Origin of the sequence: Streptomyces sp. NPDC017095 (assembly GCF_044332325.1) — a bacterium.
Taxonomy (GTDB): Bacteria; Actinomycetota; Actinomycetes; order Streptomycetales; family Streptomycetaceae; genus Streptomyces.
Map to the genome: position 1 here is coordinate 271,313 of NZ_JBIROU010000002.1, position 17,632 is coordinate 288,944.

Below are 17,632 nucleotides of genomic sequence, written 5' to 3' on the forward strand. Positions count from 1 at the left end.
CGTCGCCGTTCACAGCCGCTTGACTCCCTTGATCCGGCCGACCCGGGCGGAGCGGGTGCGGGCCTTGGCCTTCAGCGCGCCGAGACCGCCGCGCTGGCCGCCGACGCGCAGCCCGGTGCCGGAGGAGAGCCAGCCGGCGGAGATGTCGCCGGCCTTGGCCGCGGGGCCGGTCTCGGCGAGCGGGTCGTTGTCGGAGCGGCGGGCCAGCCACATCACCGCGGGCACCACGAACGGGGCGAGCAGCAGGTCGTACAGGGCGGCGGAGAACAGCAGCCCCGGCAGGCCGACATGGCGGGCGGCGGTGTCGCCGACCAGGGCGCCCACACCGGCGTAGAGCAGGGTAGAGCCGACGGCGGCGGCGACCACGACGGCCATGGGGCCGGCCGCCGACTTCAGCCGGCCGTTCTCCGGCCGGACCAGGCCGGCGAAGTACCCGGTGACGCACAGGACCAGGGCGTAGCGGCCGGCCGCGTGGTCGGCGGGCGGGGCGAGGTCGGCGAGCAGGCCGGCGCCGAAGCCGACGAGGGCGCCGCCGACATGGCCGTAGACCATCGCCAGGCCCAGGACGGTGAGCAGCAGCAGGTCGGGGACCGCGCCCGGCAGGTGCAGCCGGGCGAGGACGCTCACCTGGATCACCAGGGCCACGACGACGAGCGCGGTGGCGAGCAGGATCCGGTTGGCACGCATGGGATTCGGCTCCTACTGCTGCTCGTTGGTGGCGGTGGCGTTGTCGCTCTGGGGCGTGCCGGCCCCCGGGGAGACCGTGACGGTCACCGTCGGGGTCGGGATCGGCTTCGGCTTGGCCGGGAGCACGGTGTCCCGCGGGTCCTTCTTCGGGCCCTGGACGACCACGCCGACGACGTCCAGCTTGGTGAAGCCGACGTAGGGGGTGACGTACAGGGTGCGGGTCAGGCCGCCGCCGGACGGGTCCACGCGGGAGACCACGCCGACCGGGACACCGGGCACGAACGGCTTGTCGGCCTGCGAGCCGAAGGTGACGAGCCGGTCGCCCTTCTTCACCTCCGCCTTGCCGTTGAGCAGTTCCACGCGCAGCGGACGGTCGCCCTGGCCGGAGGCGAAGCCGAGTTCGTCGCTGCCCTCCATGCGGGTGCCGACGGTGAAGTCGGGGTCGTTGGCCAGCAGCACGGTGGAGGTGCCGGGGCCGACCGTGGTGACCCGGCCGACCAGTCCGTCGGCGTTGAGGACGGTCATGTCCCGCCGGATGCCGTCGTCGGCGCCGGCGTCGATGGTGATGGTCCAGGAGAAGCCCTGCGCCGACCCGATGGCGATGACCTGGGCGCCCTTGATGCCGTACTGCCCCTCGCCGGCCAGCTTCAGCATCCTGTCGAGCTGCTTGAGGCGGCTGCGGGTGCGGTCGTCGCTGCCCAGCTTGGCCTTCAGGGCGGCGTTCTCCTTCTCCAGCGCGGCGAGCCGGTCGTGCCGGGTGCCCGAGTCGCGGACGGCGGAGACGGCGTCGCCGACCGGGTCGACCGCGGAGGACAGTCCGTCCTCCACCGGTCCGAACGCCGCCGCGGCGGCGTGCCGGGCCCCGTCGACCGGCGAGTTGCGCCCTCCGCGGATGTCCACCGTGATCAGCGCGAACGCGATGGCGACCAGCAGGACCAGGAGCAGCCGGCTCTCTTTCGTGTCCCTCACGTGCGGCGGCCGTGCCCTTCCTCAAGTAGGAATTCGGCGGACCCTTGGAAAACGCGAACGGTGCGGCGCGAACCGAAGGGGCCCATGGGGGGGGAGCGTATGTCTCTATATCGACGATCCGCCGCACGAGAGGAGAACATCTCGTACGGCGGAATCGGAGAGTGCCGTCATCTGCGCGGCTGGGCGTCCAGGACCTGCTGGAGCGCCTCGAACTCCTCGACGCACTTCCCGGAGCCGAGCGCGACGCTGTCCAGCGGGTCCTCGGCGATGTGGATCGGCATGCCGGTCTCCCGCCGCAGCCGCTCGTCGAGGCCGCGCAGCAGCGCGCCGCCGCCGGTCAGGACGATGCCCCGGTCCATGATGTCGCCGGACAGCTCCGGCGGGCACTTGTCGAGGGTGGTCTTGACCGCGTCCACGATCGCGTTGACCGGCTCCTCGATGGCCTTGCGGACCTCCGCCGCCGAGATGACGACGGTCTTCGGCAGTCCGGACACCAGGTCCCGGCCGCGCACCTCGGTGTGCTCGTCGGTGTCGAGCTCGTACGCCGAACCGATCGTGATCTTGATCTGTTCGGCGGTGCGCTCGCCCAGCAGGAGGCTGTACTCCTTCTTGATGTACTGGATGATCGCGTTGTCCAGTTCGTCGCCGGCGACGCGGATCGACTGGGCGGTGACGATGCCGCCGAGCGAGATGACCGCGACCTCCGTGGTGCCGCCGCCGATGTCCACCACCATGTTGCCCGTGGCCTCGTGGACGGGCAGCCCGGAGCCGATGGCGGCGGCCATGGGCTCCTCGATGATGTGCACCTGACGGGCGCCGGCCTGGGAGGACGCCTCGATGACCGCGCGGCGCTCGACGCCGGTGATGCCCGAGGGCACGCAGACCACGACCCGGGGACGGGCCAGGTAGCGCCGCTTGTGGATCTTCAGGATGAAGTAGCGGAGCATCCGCTCGGTGATCTCGAAGTCGGCGATGACGCCGTCCTTCAGCGGCCGGACGGCCACGATGTTGCCCGGCGTCCGGCCGATCATCTTCTTCGCTTCGGCACCGACGGCCAGAATGCCACCCGTGTTGGTGTTGATCGCCACGACGGACGGTTCGTTCAGTACGATCCCGCGACCCCTGACGTACACCAGCGTGTTGGCGGTCCCGAGGTCGACAGCCATGTCACGGCCGATGAACGACATTGAGTTCCCCATCCGGATTCATCTGGCTTTCCTGAGCTTTTGAACGCATGTCAGGTCGGCGAGGCGGGTGCTGTGACGTGAAGGCTTCCATCGTAAACGCGCCTGCACGAACACTGCGCGAGGGTCTCCGCCATTGTCACCAGATGGCGTGGCGCCCCGCTTGTGGAGACGGGCGTTCGGGGGCGCGCGTTCCCTCAAATGCCCCGGACCATGCCAGAAGGGTCCGGTACGGGCCCGGACCTCGTCCGCGACGGCTTCCGGCCTCAGGCACGGCCCGGGAAGAAGAGCTTCACCTCGCGCTCGGCGGACTCCTCGGAGTCCGAGGCGTGGATCAGGTTCTCGCGCACGATCACGCCGTAGTCCCCGCGGATCGAGCCGGGCGCGGCGGCGACCGGGTCGGTGGGGCCGGCGAGCGCGCGCACGCCCTCGATCACCCGCTCGCCCTCCACGATCAGCGCGACGACCGGCCCGGAGGACATGAACTCCACCAGCGGCTCGTAGAACGGCTTGCCCTTGTGCTCGCCGTAGTGCTGCTCCAGCGTGTCCTGGTCCAGGGTGCGCAGCTCCAGCGCGGTGATCCGCCAGCCGGCCTTGCGCTCGATCCGGCTGATGATCTCGCCGGTCAGGCCGCGCCGGACGGCGTCGGGCTTGAGCAGGACGAGGGTGCGCTGGGACACGAGGGGCTCCTTACACGACGTACGGGTGCGGTGGGACGAGGTTACAGGGCGTGTCGGGGCGCCTGTTACGCAGCGTCAGCCGGGGAGGAGGAGGACCGGGCCTGCGCCGCGAAGCGGGCCTTCGCCTCGTCCACCTTTCTCCCGAAGTGCACCGAAGCCCACCACAGCGCCGCGAAGACCGCGCCCATGAAGTACATCGTCGGGACGAAGACACCGGAGGCGATCAGGGCGATCTGCAGGGCCCAGCCGAGGGCCACCCCGCCGGGCCGGGTCACCATGCCGCACAGCAGCAGGCACAGCAGCATGGCGATCCCGCTGACCAGCCACACCGTCGATACGGCCAGGTCCGGGTCCTTCATGGCGACCAGCCCGGCGAAGCCGATGACGAAGAACTCGCCGAGCAGGGTCGACGCGCAGAGCGTACGCATGGCCGGTCCTCAGCCCTTTCCCAGCAGCAGCCGGGCCTCGCCGACCGTGATGACGGAACCGGTGACGAGCACACCGCCGCCGGCGAACTCGCCCTCCTCCTCGGCCAGCGTGATCGCGGCCTCCAGGGCGTCCGGCAGCCGCGGCTCGACCTGCACCCGCTCGTCGCCGAAGACCTCGACGGCGATCGCGGCCAGCTCGTCCGCGTCCATGGCGCGGTGACTGGAGTTCCGGGTGACGACGATCTCGGCGAAGATCGGCTCGAACGCCTCCAGCAGCCCGCGCACGTCCTTGTCCCCGCTCGCGCCGACGACGCCGATCAGCCGGCTGAAGTCGAACGCCTCCCGCACGGCCTCGGCGGCGGCCGCGGCGCCCGCCGGGTTGTGCGCGGCGTCCAGCACGACCGTCGGGGAGCGCCGGACGACCTCCAGGCGGCCCGGCGAGGAGACGGCCGCGAACGCCTTGCGCACGGTGTCGACGTCCAGCGGCTCGGCGCGCTGCGCGCCGACGCCGAAGAACGCCTCCACGGCGGCGAGCGCGACGGCCGCGTTGTGCGCCTGGTGGGCGCCGTGCAGCGGGAGGTACACCTCGGGGTACTCGCCGCCGAGGCCGCGCAGGGTGACCAGCTGTCCGCCGACGGCGACCTGCCGGGCGACCACGCCGAACTCCAGTCCCTCGCGGGCGACCGTGGCGTTCACCTCGACGGCCTTCTTCAGCAGCACCTGCGCCGCGTCCACCGGCTGCTGGGCCAGGATCACGGTCGCGTCCTGCTTGATGATGCCGCTCTTCTCGCCGGCGATCGCCGCGGGCGTCGTGCCGAGCCGGTCGGTGTGGTCGAGGTCGATGGGGGTCACCACGGCCACGTCCGCGTCGATCACGTTCGTGGCGTCCCAGGAGCCGCCCATGCCGACCTCGACGACGGCGACGTCCACGGGCGCGTCCGCGAAGGCCGCGTACGCCATGCCGGTGAGCACCTCGAAGAAGGAGAGCCGGTACTCCTGCTGTCCGTCCACCATCTCGACGTACGGCTTGACGTCCTGGTACGTCTCGATGAACCGCTCGGCGGAGACCGGGGCGCCGTCCAGGCTGATCCGCTCGGTGATCGACTGCACGTGCGGGCTGGTGTAACGGCCGGTGCGCAGCTCGAAGGCGCCGAGCAGGGCCTCGATCATGCGGGCGGTGGAGGTCTTGCCGTTCGTGCCGGTGATGTGGATCGACGGGTACGACCGCTGGGGCTCGCCCAGGACGTCCATCAGCGCGGAGATCCTGCTGACCGAGGGCTCCAGCTTGGTCTCGCCCCAGCGGGTGGCCAGCTCCGCCTCGACCTCGCGCAGCGCCTTGTCGACCTCCGGGTCCTCCGGGCGGGCCGGTACGTCGGCCTCCGGCGGGCCGCCCTGGGTGCGCAGGGTGCGGCTGCCGGCCTCGATGACCGCGAGGTCGGGGTCGCGGGTCGTCTCGGCCTCGATGATCTCGTCGAAGCTGTCGAGGGGGTCGGGGGTGTCGCTGGTGCCGGGGTGGTCGCTCACGGGGCCAGTCTACGGAGACCGACCGGGAAAGGGGCGGTTCGGGGTGGGCTGCCCGTCGTCTCGGGGGCGACTGCCCGTGGTCTCGGGGGCGGCTACCCGTCGTCTCGGAGGCGACTGCCCGTCGTCGCCGGGTGCGGGTCCGGCGCGGGGCATGGCGGCCGGGTGGCGGGAGCGCCTGTCGGATACGACCCCGCGCGGATGCGGGCCCGACGCGAGACACGGCGCCCCGGCGGCGGAAGCACCTGCCGGACACGACCCCGCGCGGGCGCGAGTCCGACGCGGGAACCGGCGGCCAGGCGGCAGGAGCGCCTGCCGGACACCACCCCACACGGGCGCGGGCCCGACGCGAGACACGGCGCCCCGGCGGCGGAAGCACCTGCCGGACACGACCCCGCGCGGGCGCGAGTCCGACGCGGGAACCGGCGGCCAGGCGGCAGGAGCGCCTGCCGGACACCACCCCACACGGGCGCGGGCCCGACGCGAGACACGGCGCCCCGGCGGCGGAAGCACCTGCCGGACACCACCCCACACGGATGCGGGTCCCGGCGACCGGGCGGCGCGACCGCCTGCCGGACACGACCCCACACGGATGCGGGACCCGGCGACCGGGCGGCGCGACCGCCTGCCGGACACGACCCCACACGGATGCGGGTCCAGCGCGGGCCCCGCGCCCAGGCGACGGGACCGCCTGCCGGTTACGGCTCCGCGCGGATGCGGCCCCGGCGGCCGGGCGGCGGAAGCACCTGCCGGATACGACCCCGGGCCGCCGTGGGGCATGGGAAGGCCCCGGTGCCTTGGCGGCGCCGGGGCCTTCGGGCGGCGTCAGGTGCGCGCCGCGGTGCGCGGGGGACTCACGCCGCCGGCAGCTTGTCCAGCTGGGCGGTGATGCGGGCGATGTCCTCCTCCGCCTTGGCGAGGCGGGTGCGGATCTTGCCGACCACCTGGTCCGGGGCCTTCGCGAGGAACGCCTCGTTGCCCAGCTTGGCCGTGGCCTGGGCCTTCTCCTTCTCCGCGGCGGCCAGGTCCTTCGCCAGGCGCTTGCGCTCCGCGGCGACGTCGATCGTGCCGGACAGGTCCAGGGCGACCTCGGCGCCCGCCACCGGCAGGGTCGCCGTGGCCGTGAAGGCGTCGCCCTCGGGCTGGAGGCGCAGGAGCTGGCGGATGGCCGCCTCGTGCGGGGCGAGCTGGGTGCCGTCGAGCGTGAGGCGGGCCGGGACCCGCTGGCCGGGCTGGAGGCCCTGGTCGGCGCGGAAGCGGCGGACCTCGGTGATGACCGACTGGAGGGTGGAGATCTCCTGCTCGGCGGCCGTGTCGCGGAAGCCGCTGTCCTTCGGCCACTCGGCGATCACCACGGACTCGCCGCCCGTCAGCGTCGTCCACAGGGTCTCCGTGACGAACGGGACGACCGGGTGGAGCAGCCGGAGGGTGACGTCGAGGACCTCGCCGAGGACCCGCCGGGAGACCTTGGCCGGCTCGCCGCCCGCCTGGAAGACGGTCTTGGACAGCTCCACGTACCAGTCGAAGACCTCGTCCCACGCGAAGTGGAACAGGGCGTCGGAGAGCTTCGCGAACTGGAAGTCGTCGTAGTAGGCGTCGACTTCGGCGACGACCGAGTTGAGGCGGGACAGGATCCAGCGGTCCGTCGCCGACAGGGCGGACGGGTCCGGCAGCGGGCCCTCCACCGTCGCGCCGTTCATCAGCGCGAAGCGGGTCGCGTTCCAGAGCTTGTTGGCGAAGTTGCGCGAGCCCTGGACCCAGTCCTCGCCGATCGGCACGTCCACGCCCGGGTTGGCGCCGCGGGCCAGGGTGAAGCGCAGGGCGTCGGAGCCGTACTTGTCCATCCAGTCCAGCGGGTTGACCGCGTTGCCGAAGGACTTCGACATCTTCTTGCCGAACTGGTCGCGGACCATGCCGTGCAGGGCGATGGTGTGGAAGGGCGGGGTGCCGTCCATCGCGTACAGGCCGAACATCATCATCCGGGCGACCCAGAAGAAGAGGATGTCGTAGCCGGTGACCAGGACGGAGTTCGGGTAGAACTTCGCGAGCGACTCGGTCCGCTCGGGCCAGCCGAGGGTGGAGAACGGCCACAGGCCGGAAGAGAACCAGGTGTCGAGGACGTCGGTGTCCTGGTGCCAGCCCTCGCCGGCCGGCGGCTCCTCGCCGGGGCCCACGCAGACGACCTCGCCGTCCGGGCCGTACCAGACGGGGATGCGGTGGCCCCACCACAACTGCCGCGAGATGCACCAGTCGTGCAGGTTGTCGACCCAGTCGAAGTACCGCTTCTCCATCTCCTGCGGATGGATCGTGACCTTGCCCTCGCGGACCGCGTCGCCGGCCGCCTTGGCGAGCGGGCCGACCTTGACCCACCACTGCATGGACAGGCGCGGCTCGATGGTGGTCTTGCAGCGCGAGCAGTGGCCGACGGAGTGGGCGTAGGGCCGCTTCTCGGCGACGATCCGGCCCTCGGCGCGCAGCGCGGCGACGATCGCCGAGCGGGCCTCCAGGCGGTCCATGCCCTGGAAGGGGCCGTGGACGGTGATGACGGCGTGCTCGTCCATCACGGTGAGGGACGGCAGGTCGTGGCGCTGGCCGATCTCGAAGTCGTTCGGGTCGTGGGCCGGGGTGACCTTGACGGCGCCGGTGCCGAACTCCGGGTCGACGTGGGTGTCCGCGACGACCGGGATGGAGCGGTCGGTCAGCGGCAGCCGGATCAGCTTGCCGACAAGGTGCCGGTAGCGCTCGTCGTCGGGGTGGACGGCGACGGCCGTGTCGCCGAGCATCGTCTCGGCGCGGGTGGTGGCGACGACGATGGTGTCGTCCCCCTCGCCGTACGTCATCGAGACCAGTTCGCCGTCGTCGTCCTGGTACTCGACCTCGATGTCCGAGATCGCCGTCAGACAGCGCGGGCACCAGTTGATGATGCGCTCGGCGCGGTAGATCAGCTCGTCGTCGTAGAGCTTCTTGAAGATGGTCTGGACGGCCTGGGACAGGCCCTCGTCCATCGTGAAGCGCTCCCGGGACCAGGCGACGCCGTCGCCGAGGCGGCGCATCTGGCCGCTGATCTGGCCGCCGGACTCGCCCTTCCAGCGCCAGACGCGCTCGACGAACGCCTCGCGGCCCAGGTCGTGCCGGGACTTGCCCTCCTTGCCCAGCTCGCGCTCGACCACGTTCTGGGTGGCGATGCCGGCGTGGTCCATGCCGGGCTGCCACAGCGTCTCGTAGCCCTGCATGCGCTTGCGGCGGGTGAGCGCGTCGATCAGGGTGTGCTCGAAGGCGTGCCCGAGGTGCAGGCTGCCCGTGACGTTCGGCGGCGGGATGACCACGGTGAACGGCGGCTTGTCGCTCTTCGCGTCCGCCTCGAAGTAACCCCGCTCCACCCAGCGCTCGTACAGCGGCCCCTCTACATCGGCCGGCGCGTACTGGGTCGGCAGTTCGGTGTCGGGCGCGGGTGGCTGCTGCTGAGCGTTCTCGGTCACGGCGCCAGTTTAGAGGTGTCACGGGGTGGTCCCGAAACGCGTTTGTTCTGTAACGGTGCGGCCCCCCGGTGCGGTGCGGTCCCCGGGCCTGGGCCAGGATGTCAGGAACACATAAGCTTCTGGAGGGGAACCCAGGAATGAGCAACAACCAGCCGGGCCCGTACGGCCAGCCGCCCCAGCAGCCGGGCCCGTACGGCCAGCCGGGGCAGCCTGGGCCGTACGGCCAGCCGGGCCCCTACGGCCAGCCGCCGCAGGCTCCCCCGCCCGGCTACGGCCAGCAGCCGCAGGCCCCGCAGCCCGGCTACGGCTACCCCCAGCAGGCCCCTCCGGCGCCGCAGCCGGGATACGGCTACCCGCAGCAGGGTGCCCCGCAGCAGCCGGGTCCGTACGGCCAGCCGCCGCAGCAGCCGAGCCCCTACGGCCAGCAGCCCTACGGTGTGCCGCAGCCGCCGCAGGCGTCCGGCGGGAAGAAGAAGACCGGGCTGATCATCGGTGCGGTGGCCGTGGTGGCGGCGGTCGCGGTGGGCGCGTACTTCGTGCTGGGCGGCGGTGGCGGCAGCAGCCTCGCGGACGACGGCCCGCACAAGCTGACGACGCCGGCGACGGTGCTGTCGGAGTACAAGAAGTCCAAGAGCGACAGCGGCTCGATGACGGACAGCGACACCAAGGACGCCGAGAAGTGGGGCGTGAAGGATCCGCACGACGTCAGCGCCTCCTACCAGGCCGGTGACGCGGACAACCCGCTGAGCAAGAAGATGATCAACTTCGGTGGCGTCTACGGCACGATCGACGACCCCGAGAAGACCGTGGACGCGGTGTTCGCCTACTTCAAGTCCGAGTCGCAGAAGAAGGACAACAGCGACGACGTCGCGCTGAAGGGCGAGCCGACCGCGTACGAGCCGGCCTCGCTCGACGGCGCGGTCCTCAAGTGCCAGCAGGCCACCGCTCCCACCGGTTCCAGCAGCGGCGGCCCGAAGGACGTGACGCTGTCGATCTGCGTCTGGGGCGACCACAGCACCATCGGGTTCGTCATGCCGATGGACTTCGCCAACCTCGCGGCGGGCCGGAGCAGCGACCCGGCCGCCGACGCGGAACTGGCCGCCAAGCTGCGCAACGAGGTCCGCGTCAAGGGCTGACGCGGCGGGAGACATGCGAGGGGGCCCCGGCCGGTCGGCCGGGGCCCCCTCGCATGTCCGGGCGGCTACGCCGTCTTCTGCTCGCCCGAGCCCCGGCCGCGCGTGTCGCGCGGGATCAGGGTCGGGTTGACGTTCGACAGGACGACGTCGGCGGTGATGACGACGCGGGCGACGTCCTTGCGGGACGGCACCTCGTACATCACGCCCTGGAGGACTTCCTCCATGATGGCGCGCAGGCCGCGCGCGCCGGTCTGGCGCAGGATGGCCTGGTCGGCGATGGCCTCCAGTGCCTCGCGCTCGAAGTCCAGCTCGACGCCGTCGAGTTCGAACAGGCGCTGGTACTGCTTGACGAGCGCGTTGCGCGGCTCGACGAGGATCTGCAGAAGTGCCTCGCGGTCCAGGTTGTGCACGCTGGTGATCACCGGCAGACGGCCGATGAACTCCGGGATCATGCCGAACTTGACCAGGTCCTCCGGCATGACGTCCTCGAAGACGTCCTTGGCGTCCAGCTCGCGCTTGGACAGGATCGTCGCGCCGAAGCCGATGCCCTTGGCGCCGGCCCGGGCCTCGATGATCTTCTCCAGGCCGGAGAAGGCGCCGCCCACGATGAACAGGACGTTCGTCGTGTCGATCTGGATGAACTCCTGGTGCGGGTGCTTGCGTCCGCCCTGCGGCGGGACGGAGGCGGTGGTGCCCTCCAGGATCTTCAGCAGGGCCTGCTGGACGCCCTCGCCGGAGACGTCCCGGGTGATCGACGGGTTCTCGCTCTTGCGGGCGACCTTGTCGATCTCGTCGATGTAGATGATCCCGGTCTCGGCCTTCTTGACGTCGTAGTCCGCCGCCTGGATCAGCTTCAGCAGGATGTTCTCGACGTCCTCGCCGACGTAGCCCGCCTCGGTGAGCGCGGTGGCGTCGGCGATGGCGAACGGCACGTTCAGCATGCGCGCCAGGGTCTGGGCGAGCAGCGTCTTGCCCGAGCCCGTGGGGCCGAGCAGCAGGATGTTGGACTTCGCCAGCTCGATCGCGTCGTCCCGGCCGCTGCCGCCGCCGTTCTCGCCCGCCTGGACCCGCTTGTAGTGGTTGTACACCGCGACGGAGAGGGCCTTCTTGGCGGCCTCCTGGCCGACCACGTAGCCCTCGAGGAACTCGTAGATCTCCCGGGGCTTGGGCAGTTCCTCCCAGCGCACCTCGCTGGTTTCCGCGAGTTCTTCCTCGATGATCTCGTTACAGAGATCGATGCACTCGTCGCAGATGTACACACCGGGCCCTGCGATGAGCTTCTTGACCTGCTTCTGGCTCTTGCCGCAGAACGAGCACTTGAGCAGATCGCCGCCGTCACCGATGCGTGCCACGGTGTGCTTCCCCTTCGCCTGGGAGTCGACTGGACGTTACGCGTCCAGCGGCTCCTGGTGCTGCCTTATGTCCGACGGTACCTTGCCGGGCCCGGTGTTCGGGCCCCCCTTGGCAGGGTTCACTTGGAGTGCACCGTGCCAAGGGGGGCCTGACGTGGGTGGGTCCGCGTCAGCGGACCGCGCTGTTGTTCAGCTTGCGGGTGGAGACGATCTGGTCGACGAGGCCGTACGCCAGCGCGTCCTCGGCCGTGAGGATCTTGTCGCGCTCGATGTCCTCGCGGATCTTCTCGATCGGCTGGTTCGAGTGCTTGGCCAGCATGTCCTCCAGCTGCTCGCGCATGCGGGTGAACTCGTTGGCGATGATCTCCAGGTCGGAGAGCTGGCCGCGGCCGGTGGAGCCGGCCGGCTGGTGGATCAGCACGCGGGAGTTCGGCAGCGCCATGCGCTTGCCCGGCGTACCGGCGGCGAGCAGGATGGCCGCGGCGGAGGCCGCCTGGCCCATGCAGACCGTCTGGATGTCGGGCTTCACGAACTGCATGGTGTCGTAGATCGCCGTCAGGGCGGTCATGTCGCCACCGGGGCTGTTGATGTAGATCGAGATGTCCCGGTCCGGGTCCATCGACTCCAGGCACAGCAGCTGGGCCATGACGTCGTTGGCGGAGGCGTCGTCGATCTGGACGCCCAGGAAGATCACGCGCTCTTCGAAGAGCTTCGCGTACGGGTCGTACTCGCGGATGCCCTGCGAGGTGCGCTCGATGAAGCGCGGGACGACGTAGCGGCTCTCGGGGCGGGGCCCTTCGTACAGGCCGCTGGCGGCGCCGGGGAAGTTGCTCATGGGGTGTTCACCGTCCTGGTGGCGTTCTGGGGGCTGGGGTCTCGGCGGTGCGCGGTGTGGCCGGGCCGGTCAGGCACCGGTGCCGCCGCCTCCCGGAACACCCGAGGCGTGCGCGATGATCTCGTCGATGAGACCGTACTCCTTGGCCTCTTCCGGGGTGAACCAGCGGTCGCGGTCGCCGTCGCGGATGATCGCCTCGACCGTCTGGCCGGAGTGGAGCGCGGTCAGCTCGGCCATGCGCTTCTTGGTACGCAGCAGGTACTCGGCCTGGATCTTGATGTCCGACACCGTACCGCCGAGGCCCGCGGAGCCCTGGTGCATCATGATGTCCGCGTGCGGCAGGGCGAAACGCTTGCCGGCGGCACCGCCGGTGAGCAGGAACTGGCCCATGGAGGCCGCCATGCCCATGGCGATGGTGACCACGTCGTTCGGGATGTACTGCATGGTGTCGTAGATCGCCATGCCGGCCGTCACCGAGCCGCCGGGGCTGTTGATGTAGAGGTAGACGTCCTTGTCCGGGTCCGCGGCCAGGAGCAGCAGCTGTGCGGTGATCTTGTTGGCGATGTCGTCGTCCACCTGCTGGCCGAGGAAGATGATTCGCTCGTTGAGCAGCCGGTTGTAGACCTGGTCGCCGAGGCCACCACCGATGGAAGGCTCGCCGGCGGCGGAGGGCATCAGATTCGTCACGTATCCACCTGCTCGTCTTGCGACGGCGCCGGGCCGTCTCGTCGTTCTGCCGGAGGCTTGGCGGGAGGGTTTCAGGAGACTCCCCTGCCCCCGTACTCATGGACCCTAACGCTCGGCTGCCTCCGGGGAATCCCGGAGATGGGAGTGTTCGCCTCGGGCGTAGCGCCTCCGACGGGCACCGGTGGGGGCGGGGGCGGTGCGCGTCGGGGGCGGGAAGGCGGCTGGCGGGGCGGGACGCGGTGGACGGGGCGCTGCGCGCCCGGGCGGGACGCGGGCGTGTTGCGGCGCCGGGGGCCCGGGAGGGGCGCCGGGCTCGGTGGGGGCGGGGCGGGCTGTTGCGGCTCCGGAGGGGGCGGGACGCGCTGGGGGTCAGGTGCGCGTCGGGCGCGGGGCGGGCGTTTTGCGGCTCCGCCGGGGGCGCGGGGCGCCGGGCTCGGTGGGGGCGGGACGCGCTGGGGGGCTGGTGCGCGTCGGGGACGGGGGCGGGCTGGAGTGGTGCGCGTCGGGGACGCGGGGCGTTGGGCTGGGGCTCGCGGCGGTGGCTGCCTGCGCCTGGGGGCGTCCCGGAGGGACAGGCGGGCCTGGAGGCCGGGACGCGCAGGCGTTGCCGGGGAAACGTGCGGGCGCGGTTGCCGGGGCTGCGGAGGCACAGCCCCCGGGACACCCGGGTGCGGCGGGCCTGGGCCGGAGGGGCTCGCCGAGAGACGCGCGGCGTGATCGCCGGGGACCCGGCGCGTCGGCAGGTGCGCGGGCGTCGCCAGGACCCGGAGACGCGGCCACCGGGGCACGTAGGCGCGCGGCCGGGACCCGGGGGGTACGGCGCGGGATACGACGCCTCAGAGGGACGTGGCGCCTGGCAGCCCGGATGTACGGACGCTGGACGCGGGGGCGCGGGGCGCGGGAGCGTGGCCCGCGGGGTCCTGGGCGCGTGGTGGGCGGGCTGCCGGTGTGGCGGCGTACGCGGGCGTAGCTGTCGGGACCGGCGTGGCGGCCGGACGCGCCACCTCGGCCGATCACACGGGGACGCGTGACCAGGCTGCGGGTGCGGCGCCGCAGGGGACGTAGGCGCCGGGGCGCACGGGCGTTGTCGGCGAGACGCCGGCCGCCGGCATTGGAACGCGTGGGCGTGACGGCTGGGGCCTGGGGCGCCGCTCCAACAGGGCGGGGGCCCGGTGGCCGAGACGCGCGGGCACTGCCGGGGGCACGGGGCGCAGGTGCCGGAAGGCGCGAGCGTGGCCCGAGGGGCCCTGGGTGCCCGTGGTGGGCGGGCTGCTGGTGTGGCGGCGTACGGGGGCGTGGCTGTCGTGGCCGGCGGGGCGGCCGGACGCGCCGGCCGCGGCCGATGACGCGGGGACCTGTGACCAGCCTGCAGGTGGGGCGCCGTAGGGGACGTAGGCGCCAGGGCGCGGGCACGTTGCCGGCAAGGCGCCGAACGTTCGGCACCAGAGCGCGTGGGCGTGGTGGCCTGGGTCTGGGGCGCCGCTCCAGCAGGGCGTGGGCACTGGCGGCCGGGACGCGGGGGCGCTGTGGCCTGAGGGCCCGGGGGCGTGGCGGGCGGGCCGCGAGTGCGGCGGCGTACGCGGGCGTGGCTGTCGGGACCGGCGGGACGGCCGGACGCGCCAGCGTCGAGCGATGACGCGGGGACGCGTCACCAGGCCACGGGTGGGGCGCCGGGGCGCGCGGGCGTGGCGGCCTGGGCCTTGGACGTCGCTCCAGCACGGTATGGGAGCCGCGGGTCGGGACGCAGGAGCGCTCTGGCCCGAGGGCCCGGGGCGCGTGGTGGGCGGGCTGCCGGTGTGGCGGCGTACGGGGGCGTGGCTGTCGTGGCCGGCGGGGCGGCCGGACGCGCCGGCCGCGGCCGATGACGCGGGGACGTGTGACCAGGCCACGGGTGGGGCGCCGGGGCGCGCGGGCGTTGTCGGCACGACGCGGAACGCAGGCGTCGGGCGGACTGGGGCGTCGTTCCGGCAGGGCGTGGGGCCTGGCGGCCGGGACGCGGGGGCGCTGTGGCCCGAGGGGCCCGGGGCGCGACGGGCGCCGGCGTGGCGTCGGGGCCGGCGGCGCGACCGGGCCGGGTCGGCGACGCGGGGTGGGGCGCCGTAGGGGTGTGGGTGTTGCCGGGGTATGGCGACGGGCCCCGGGGTAGCCCGGGGCCCGTCGTGTGCGCTGGGGTGGCGCTGGGGGGCCGATCAGCCCTCGGCGTTCTCCTCGGAGGTCTCCGACGCCTCGGCGGCCTCGGTCTCCTCCTCCTCGTCGTCCAGGTCGACGATCTCGCCGTTGGTGTCCTTCACCGTGGCGGCCTCGACCACGACGGCCAGGGCCTTGCCGCGGGCGACCTCGCCGACGAGGAGAGGCACCTGGCCGCCCTCGACGACGGCCTGGGCGAACTGGTCGGGGGACATGCCGGAGGAGGCCGCACGCCGCATGAGGTGCTCGGTGAGCTCCTCCTGGTTGACGTTCAGCTGCTCCTTCTTGACCAGCTCGTCCAGGACGAACTGGGTCTTGATGCCCTTGACCGCGGCCTCGCGGGTCTCGGTCTCGAACTCCTCGGCGGTCTTGCCCTGGATCTCCAGGTACTTGTCGAGGGTGAGGCCCATCTGGCCGAGCTGGTGGTGCTCCAGGTTGTGCTTGCGGGTGTTGATCTCGTCCTCGAGGAGCTTCTCCGGGACGGGGACCTCCACCAGCTCCAGCAGCTTCTCCAGGACGCGCTCCTGGGCCTGCGTGGCCTGGTCGAACTGCTTCATGTTGGCCAGGCGCTTGCGGCTGTCGGCCTTCAGGTCCTCGAGCGTGTCGAACTCGGAGGCGAGCTGCGCGAACTCGTCGTCCAGCTCGGGCAGCTCCCGCTTGGCGACCTGGGTGACCTTGACGGTGACCTCGGCCTCCTTGCCCGCGGCGGAGCCGCCCTTCAGCTCGGAGGTGAAGGTGGCCTCGCCACCGGCCTCCAGGCCCTTCACGGCGTCGTCGATGCCGTCCAGCAGCTCACCGGAGCCGATGGTGTAGGAGACGCCGCTGGCGATGCCGTCCTCCAGGACCTCGCCGTCGACCTTGGCCTCCAGGTCGATGGTGACGACGTCGCCGTCCTCGGCGGCCCGCTCGACCGGGGAGGTGGTGGCGAAGCGCTCGCGGAGCTGCTCGACCGACTTCTCGACGTCCTCGTCGGTGACCTCGACGGCGTCGACCTCGACCTCGATACCGGAGTAGTCCGGGATCTCGACGGCCGGGCGGACGTCGACCTCGGCGGTGAAGTTCAGCGTCTCGCCGTCCTTCAGCTCGGTGATGTCGACGTCGGGCTGGCCCAGCGGGCTCAGCTCGGCCTCGTTGACCGCCTCGGTGTAGAACTTGGGCAGCGCGTCGTTGACGGCCTCCTCCAGCACCGCACCGCGGCCGAACCGCTGGTCGATCACGCGGGCCGGGATCTTGCCCTTACGGAAGCCCTTCACCGTGACCTGCTGGTTGATCTTCTTGTACGCCGCGTCGAGGCTGTCCTTGAGCTCCTCGAAGGGCACCTCGACAGTGAGCCGAACCCGGGTCGGGTTCAGGGTCTCCACGGCGCTCTTCACGGTTCGGTCTCCTTGTGGCTGACTTCTTGGGTTCTGCCGGAGCCAGACAGGTCCGGCGGATCGCCGCCCGGACGAGTTCGTAGGCCGTGGGGGCCGAGGACACACGGGCGCGCAGCTTGCATAGTAACCGCAGCGGGTCAGCGCCCCAAAAGGCGATCTTCACGGCGTCGTGTGCTGGTGGTCGGGGTGGCGGGATTTGAACCCACGGCCTTCCGCTCCCAAAGCGGACGCGCTACCAAGCTGCGCCACACCCCGTCTGGTGTGCGACACGTAGGGTACATGCCGCGACCGGCGACGGCGGCCGGATCGTCCGCACCGACACGCGGAGCCCCTCCGCGGCGACACCCGGGGTCCTTCCCCGCCGGCACGCGGGACACCTCTCCTACGCGGCGGCAGGCGGCCCCGACCGCACCGGCGCACGGTCCCCGTCTGCGGGCGGCGCACAGTCCCCGGCTGCGGGTGGCGCTCGGATCGCTGGCGCGGCGACACGCGCGGTGCCGCCCCGGGGACGGCGCCGACCCTCCCGGGGGCGGTCCGTCGGAAGGCGTTGGCCTCGTCGGCGGGCGACCCGCTACGATGCCTCCAGTGCCGCGGTCACGGACCTGTGGCGCAGCGTTGCGGGCGTAGCTCAATGGTAGAGCCCTAGTCTTCCAAACTAGCTACGCGGGTTCGATTCCCGTCGCCCGCTCTGGATGCCGAAGGCCCAGGTGAGAGGTGGATTCCTCTCCCTGGGCCTTCGGTCGTCCCGGGGGCTGCCCCGCCCCGGGTCCGCGCTGCTCCGGACGGGTGAGCGGCCTCCCCCGCCGGTTCAGAACTTGATCGCGTCGATGGAGTCCGCTATCGAGTTCAGGAAACGGGTGAGCGGCGGTGCCATGCCGGTGGAGGCCAGGAAGAAACCGAAGAGGATCGCCACGACGGCCGGGCCGGCCTTGAGGTTCCCTCCCCGCATCAGCACCACCAGGATGATCGCCAACAGCAGCACCACAGACAGTGAAATGGCCACAACTGATCCCGCCCTCGGTCGGTCCGCTCTCCCGGCCCGGAGGTGCCGTCCGCACCTCCGCCAGAGACATCGTGCCACCAACAGGGCCCTTGCATGCGGCCTATGACACAT

The 17,632-nt window shown here is 71.9% G+C and carries 13 protein-coding genes and 2 tRNA genes; 2 read left to right on the forward strand and 13 right to left on the reverse strand.

Annotated elements, in window-relative coordinates:
- Positions 1-9 precede the first annotated feature (9 nt).
- The 7 genes from mreD to ACH4OA_RS04225 form a co-directional block, all read right to left on the reverse strand.
- Complete coding sequence (mreD, locus tag ACH4OA_RS04195) at positions 10-687, reverse strand: rod shape-determining protein MreD (RefSeq protein WP_365876008.1); 678 nt, start codon at positions 685-687, stop codon at positions 10-12.
- Positions 688-699: 12 nt separating this feature from the next.
- A complete protein-coding gene (gene mreC / locus ACH4OA_RS04200) occupies positions 700-1,656 on the reverse strand; it encodes a rod shape-determining protein MreC (protein ID WP_397967542.1) in 957 nt (318 codons plus the stop codon).
- Between the two features lie 167 nt (positions 1,657-1,823).
- Complete coding sequence (locus ACH4OA_RS04205) at positions 1,824-2,843, reverse strand: rod shape-determining protein (RefSeq protein ID WP_208036593.1); 1,020 nt, start codon at positions 2,841-2,843, stop codon at positions 1,824-1,826.
- 263 nt (positions 2,844-3,106) lie between these two features.
- The gene (ndk, locus tag ACH4OA_RS04210) at positions 3,107-3,520 is read right to left on the reverse strand and encodes a nucleoside-diphosphate kinase (RefSeq protein WP_365876004.1); all 414 of its coding nucleotides are present in this window, start codon (positions 3,518-3,520) and stop codon (positions 3,107-3,109) included.
- A gap of 65 nt (positions 3,521-3,585) precedes the next feature.
- The gene (locus ACH4OA_RS04215; RefSeq protein WP_365876002.1) at positions 3,586-3,948 is read right to left on the reverse strand and encodes a DUF4233 domain-containing protein; all 363 of its coding nucleotides are present in this window, start codon (positions 3,946-3,948) and stop codon (positions 3,586-3,588) included.
- A 9-nt stretch (positions 3,949-3,957) separates the two neighbouring features.
- Positions 3,958-5,472 carry a bifunctional folylpolyglutamate synthase/dihydrofolate synthase gene (locus ACH4OA_RS04220; protein ID WP_397942803.1) on the reverse strand — a complete coding sequence of 505 codons (1,515 nt, stop codon included), beginning with the start codon at positions 5,470-5,472 and terminating at the stop codon, positions 3,958-3,960.
- A gap of 851 nt (positions 5,473-6,323) precedes the next feature.
- On the reverse strand, positions 6,324-8,948 hold the full coding sequence (locus tag ACH4OA_RS04225) for a valine--tRNA ligase (RefSeq protein WP_397967544.1): 2,625 nt from the start codon (positions 8,946-8,948) through the stop codon (positions 6,324-6,326).
- Positions 8,949-9,085: 137 nt separating this feature from the next.
- Here ACH4OA_RS04225 and ACH4OA_RS04230 point away from each other — a divergent pair, with 137 nt between their 5' ends.
- Positions 9,086-10,084 carry a hypothetical protein gene (locus tag ACH4OA_RS04230; RefSeq protein WP_397967546.1) on the forward strand — a complete coding sequence of 333 codons (999 nt, stop codon included), beginning with the start codon at positions 9,086-9,088 and terminating at the stop codon, positions 10,082-10,084.
- 65 nt (positions 10,085-10,149) lie between these two features.
- Here the strand turns inward: ACH4OA_RS04230 and clpX are convergent, their stop codons facing one another.
- The 5 genes from clpX to ACH4OA_RS04255 all read right to left on the reverse strand — a co-directional run bounded on the left by clpX (position 10,150) and on the right by ACH4OA_RS04255 (position 16,773).
- Positions 10,150-11,436: an ATP-dependent Clp protease ATP-binding subunit ClpX gene (gene clpX, locus ACH4OA_RS04235; protein ID WP_365941920.1), complete on the reverse strand. Its 1,287-nt coding sequence runs from the start codon at positions 11,434-11,436 to the stop codon at positions 10,150-10,152.
- A gap of 169 nt (positions 11,437-11,605) precedes the next feature.
- Positions 11,606-12,271 carry an ATP-dependent Clp protease proteolytic subunit gene (locus tag ACH4OA_RS04240; protein WP_397939894.1) on the reverse strand — a complete coding sequence of 222 codons (666 nt, stop codon included), beginning with the start codon at positions 12,269-12,271 and terminating at the stop codon, positions 11,606-11,608.
- Between the two features lie 69 nt (positions 12,272-12,340).
- Positions 12,341-12,946, reverse strand: coding sequence for an ATP-dependent Clp protease proteolytic subunit (locus tag ACH4OA_RS04245; RefSeq protein WP_365884148.1), 606 nt, complete (start codon positions 12,944-12,946; stop codon positions 12,341-12,343).
- A gap of 2,201 nt (positions 12,947-15,147) precedes the next feature.
- The gene (gene tig, locus ACH4OA_RS04250) at positions 15,148-16,518 is read right to left on the reverse strand and encodes a trigger factor (RefSeq protein WP_365873154.1); all 1,371 of its coding nucleotides are present in this window, start codon (positions 16,516-16,518) and stop codon (positions 15,148-15,150) included.
- Between the two features lie 178 nt (positions 16,519-16,696).
- Positions 16,697-16,773 (reverse strand) — tRNA-Pro (locus ACH4OA_RS04255).
- A gap of 362 nt (positions 16,774-17,135) precedes the next feature.
- Between ACH4OA_RS04255 and ACH4OA_RS04260 the strand changes: the two genes are divergently transcribed.
- A tRNA-Gly gene (locus ACH4OA_RS04260) sits at positions 17,136-17,206 on the forward strand.
- Positions 17,207-17,326: 120 nt separating this feature from the next.
- Here ACH4OA_RS04260 and ACH4OA_RS04265 read toward each other — a convergent pair.
- Positions 17,327-17,521 carry a hypothetical protein gene (locus ACH4OA_RS04265; RefSeq protein ID WP_365873156.1) on the reverse strand — a complete coding sequence of 65 codons (195 nt, stop codon included), beginning with the start codon at positions 17,519-17,521 and terminating at the stop codon, positions 17,327-17,329.
- Between the last annotated feature and the right edge of the window lie 111 nt (positions 17,522-17,632).

Bases quoted from the DNA above. Each gene is read 5' to 3' on its own strand.
- mreD (WP_365876008.1), bottom strand. From the start codon at position 687: ATGCGTGCCAACCGGATCCTGCTCGCCACCGCGCTCGTCGTCGTGGCC.
- ACH4OA_RS04205 (WP_208036593.1), bottom strand. From the start codon at position 2,843: ATGTCGTTCATCGGCCGTGACATGGCTGTCGACCTCGGGACCGCCAAC.
- ACH4OA_RS04215 (WP_365876002.1), bottom strand. From the start codon at position 3,948: ATGCGTACGCTCTGCGCGTCGACCCTGCTCGGCGAGTTCTTCGTCATC.
- ACH4OA_RS04230 (WP_397967546.1), top strand. From the start codon at position 9,086: ATGAGCAACAACCAGCCGGGCCCGTACGGCCAGCCGCCCCAGCAGCCG.
- ACH4OA_RS04240 (WP_397939894.1), bottom strand. From the start codon at position 12,271: ATGAGCAACTTCCCCGGCGCCGCCAGCGGCCTGTACGAAGGGCCCCGC.
- ACH4OA_RS04245 (WP_365884148.1), bottom strand. From the start codon at position 12,946: ATGCCCTCCGCCGCCGGCGAGCCTTCCATCGGTGGTGGCCTCGGCGAC.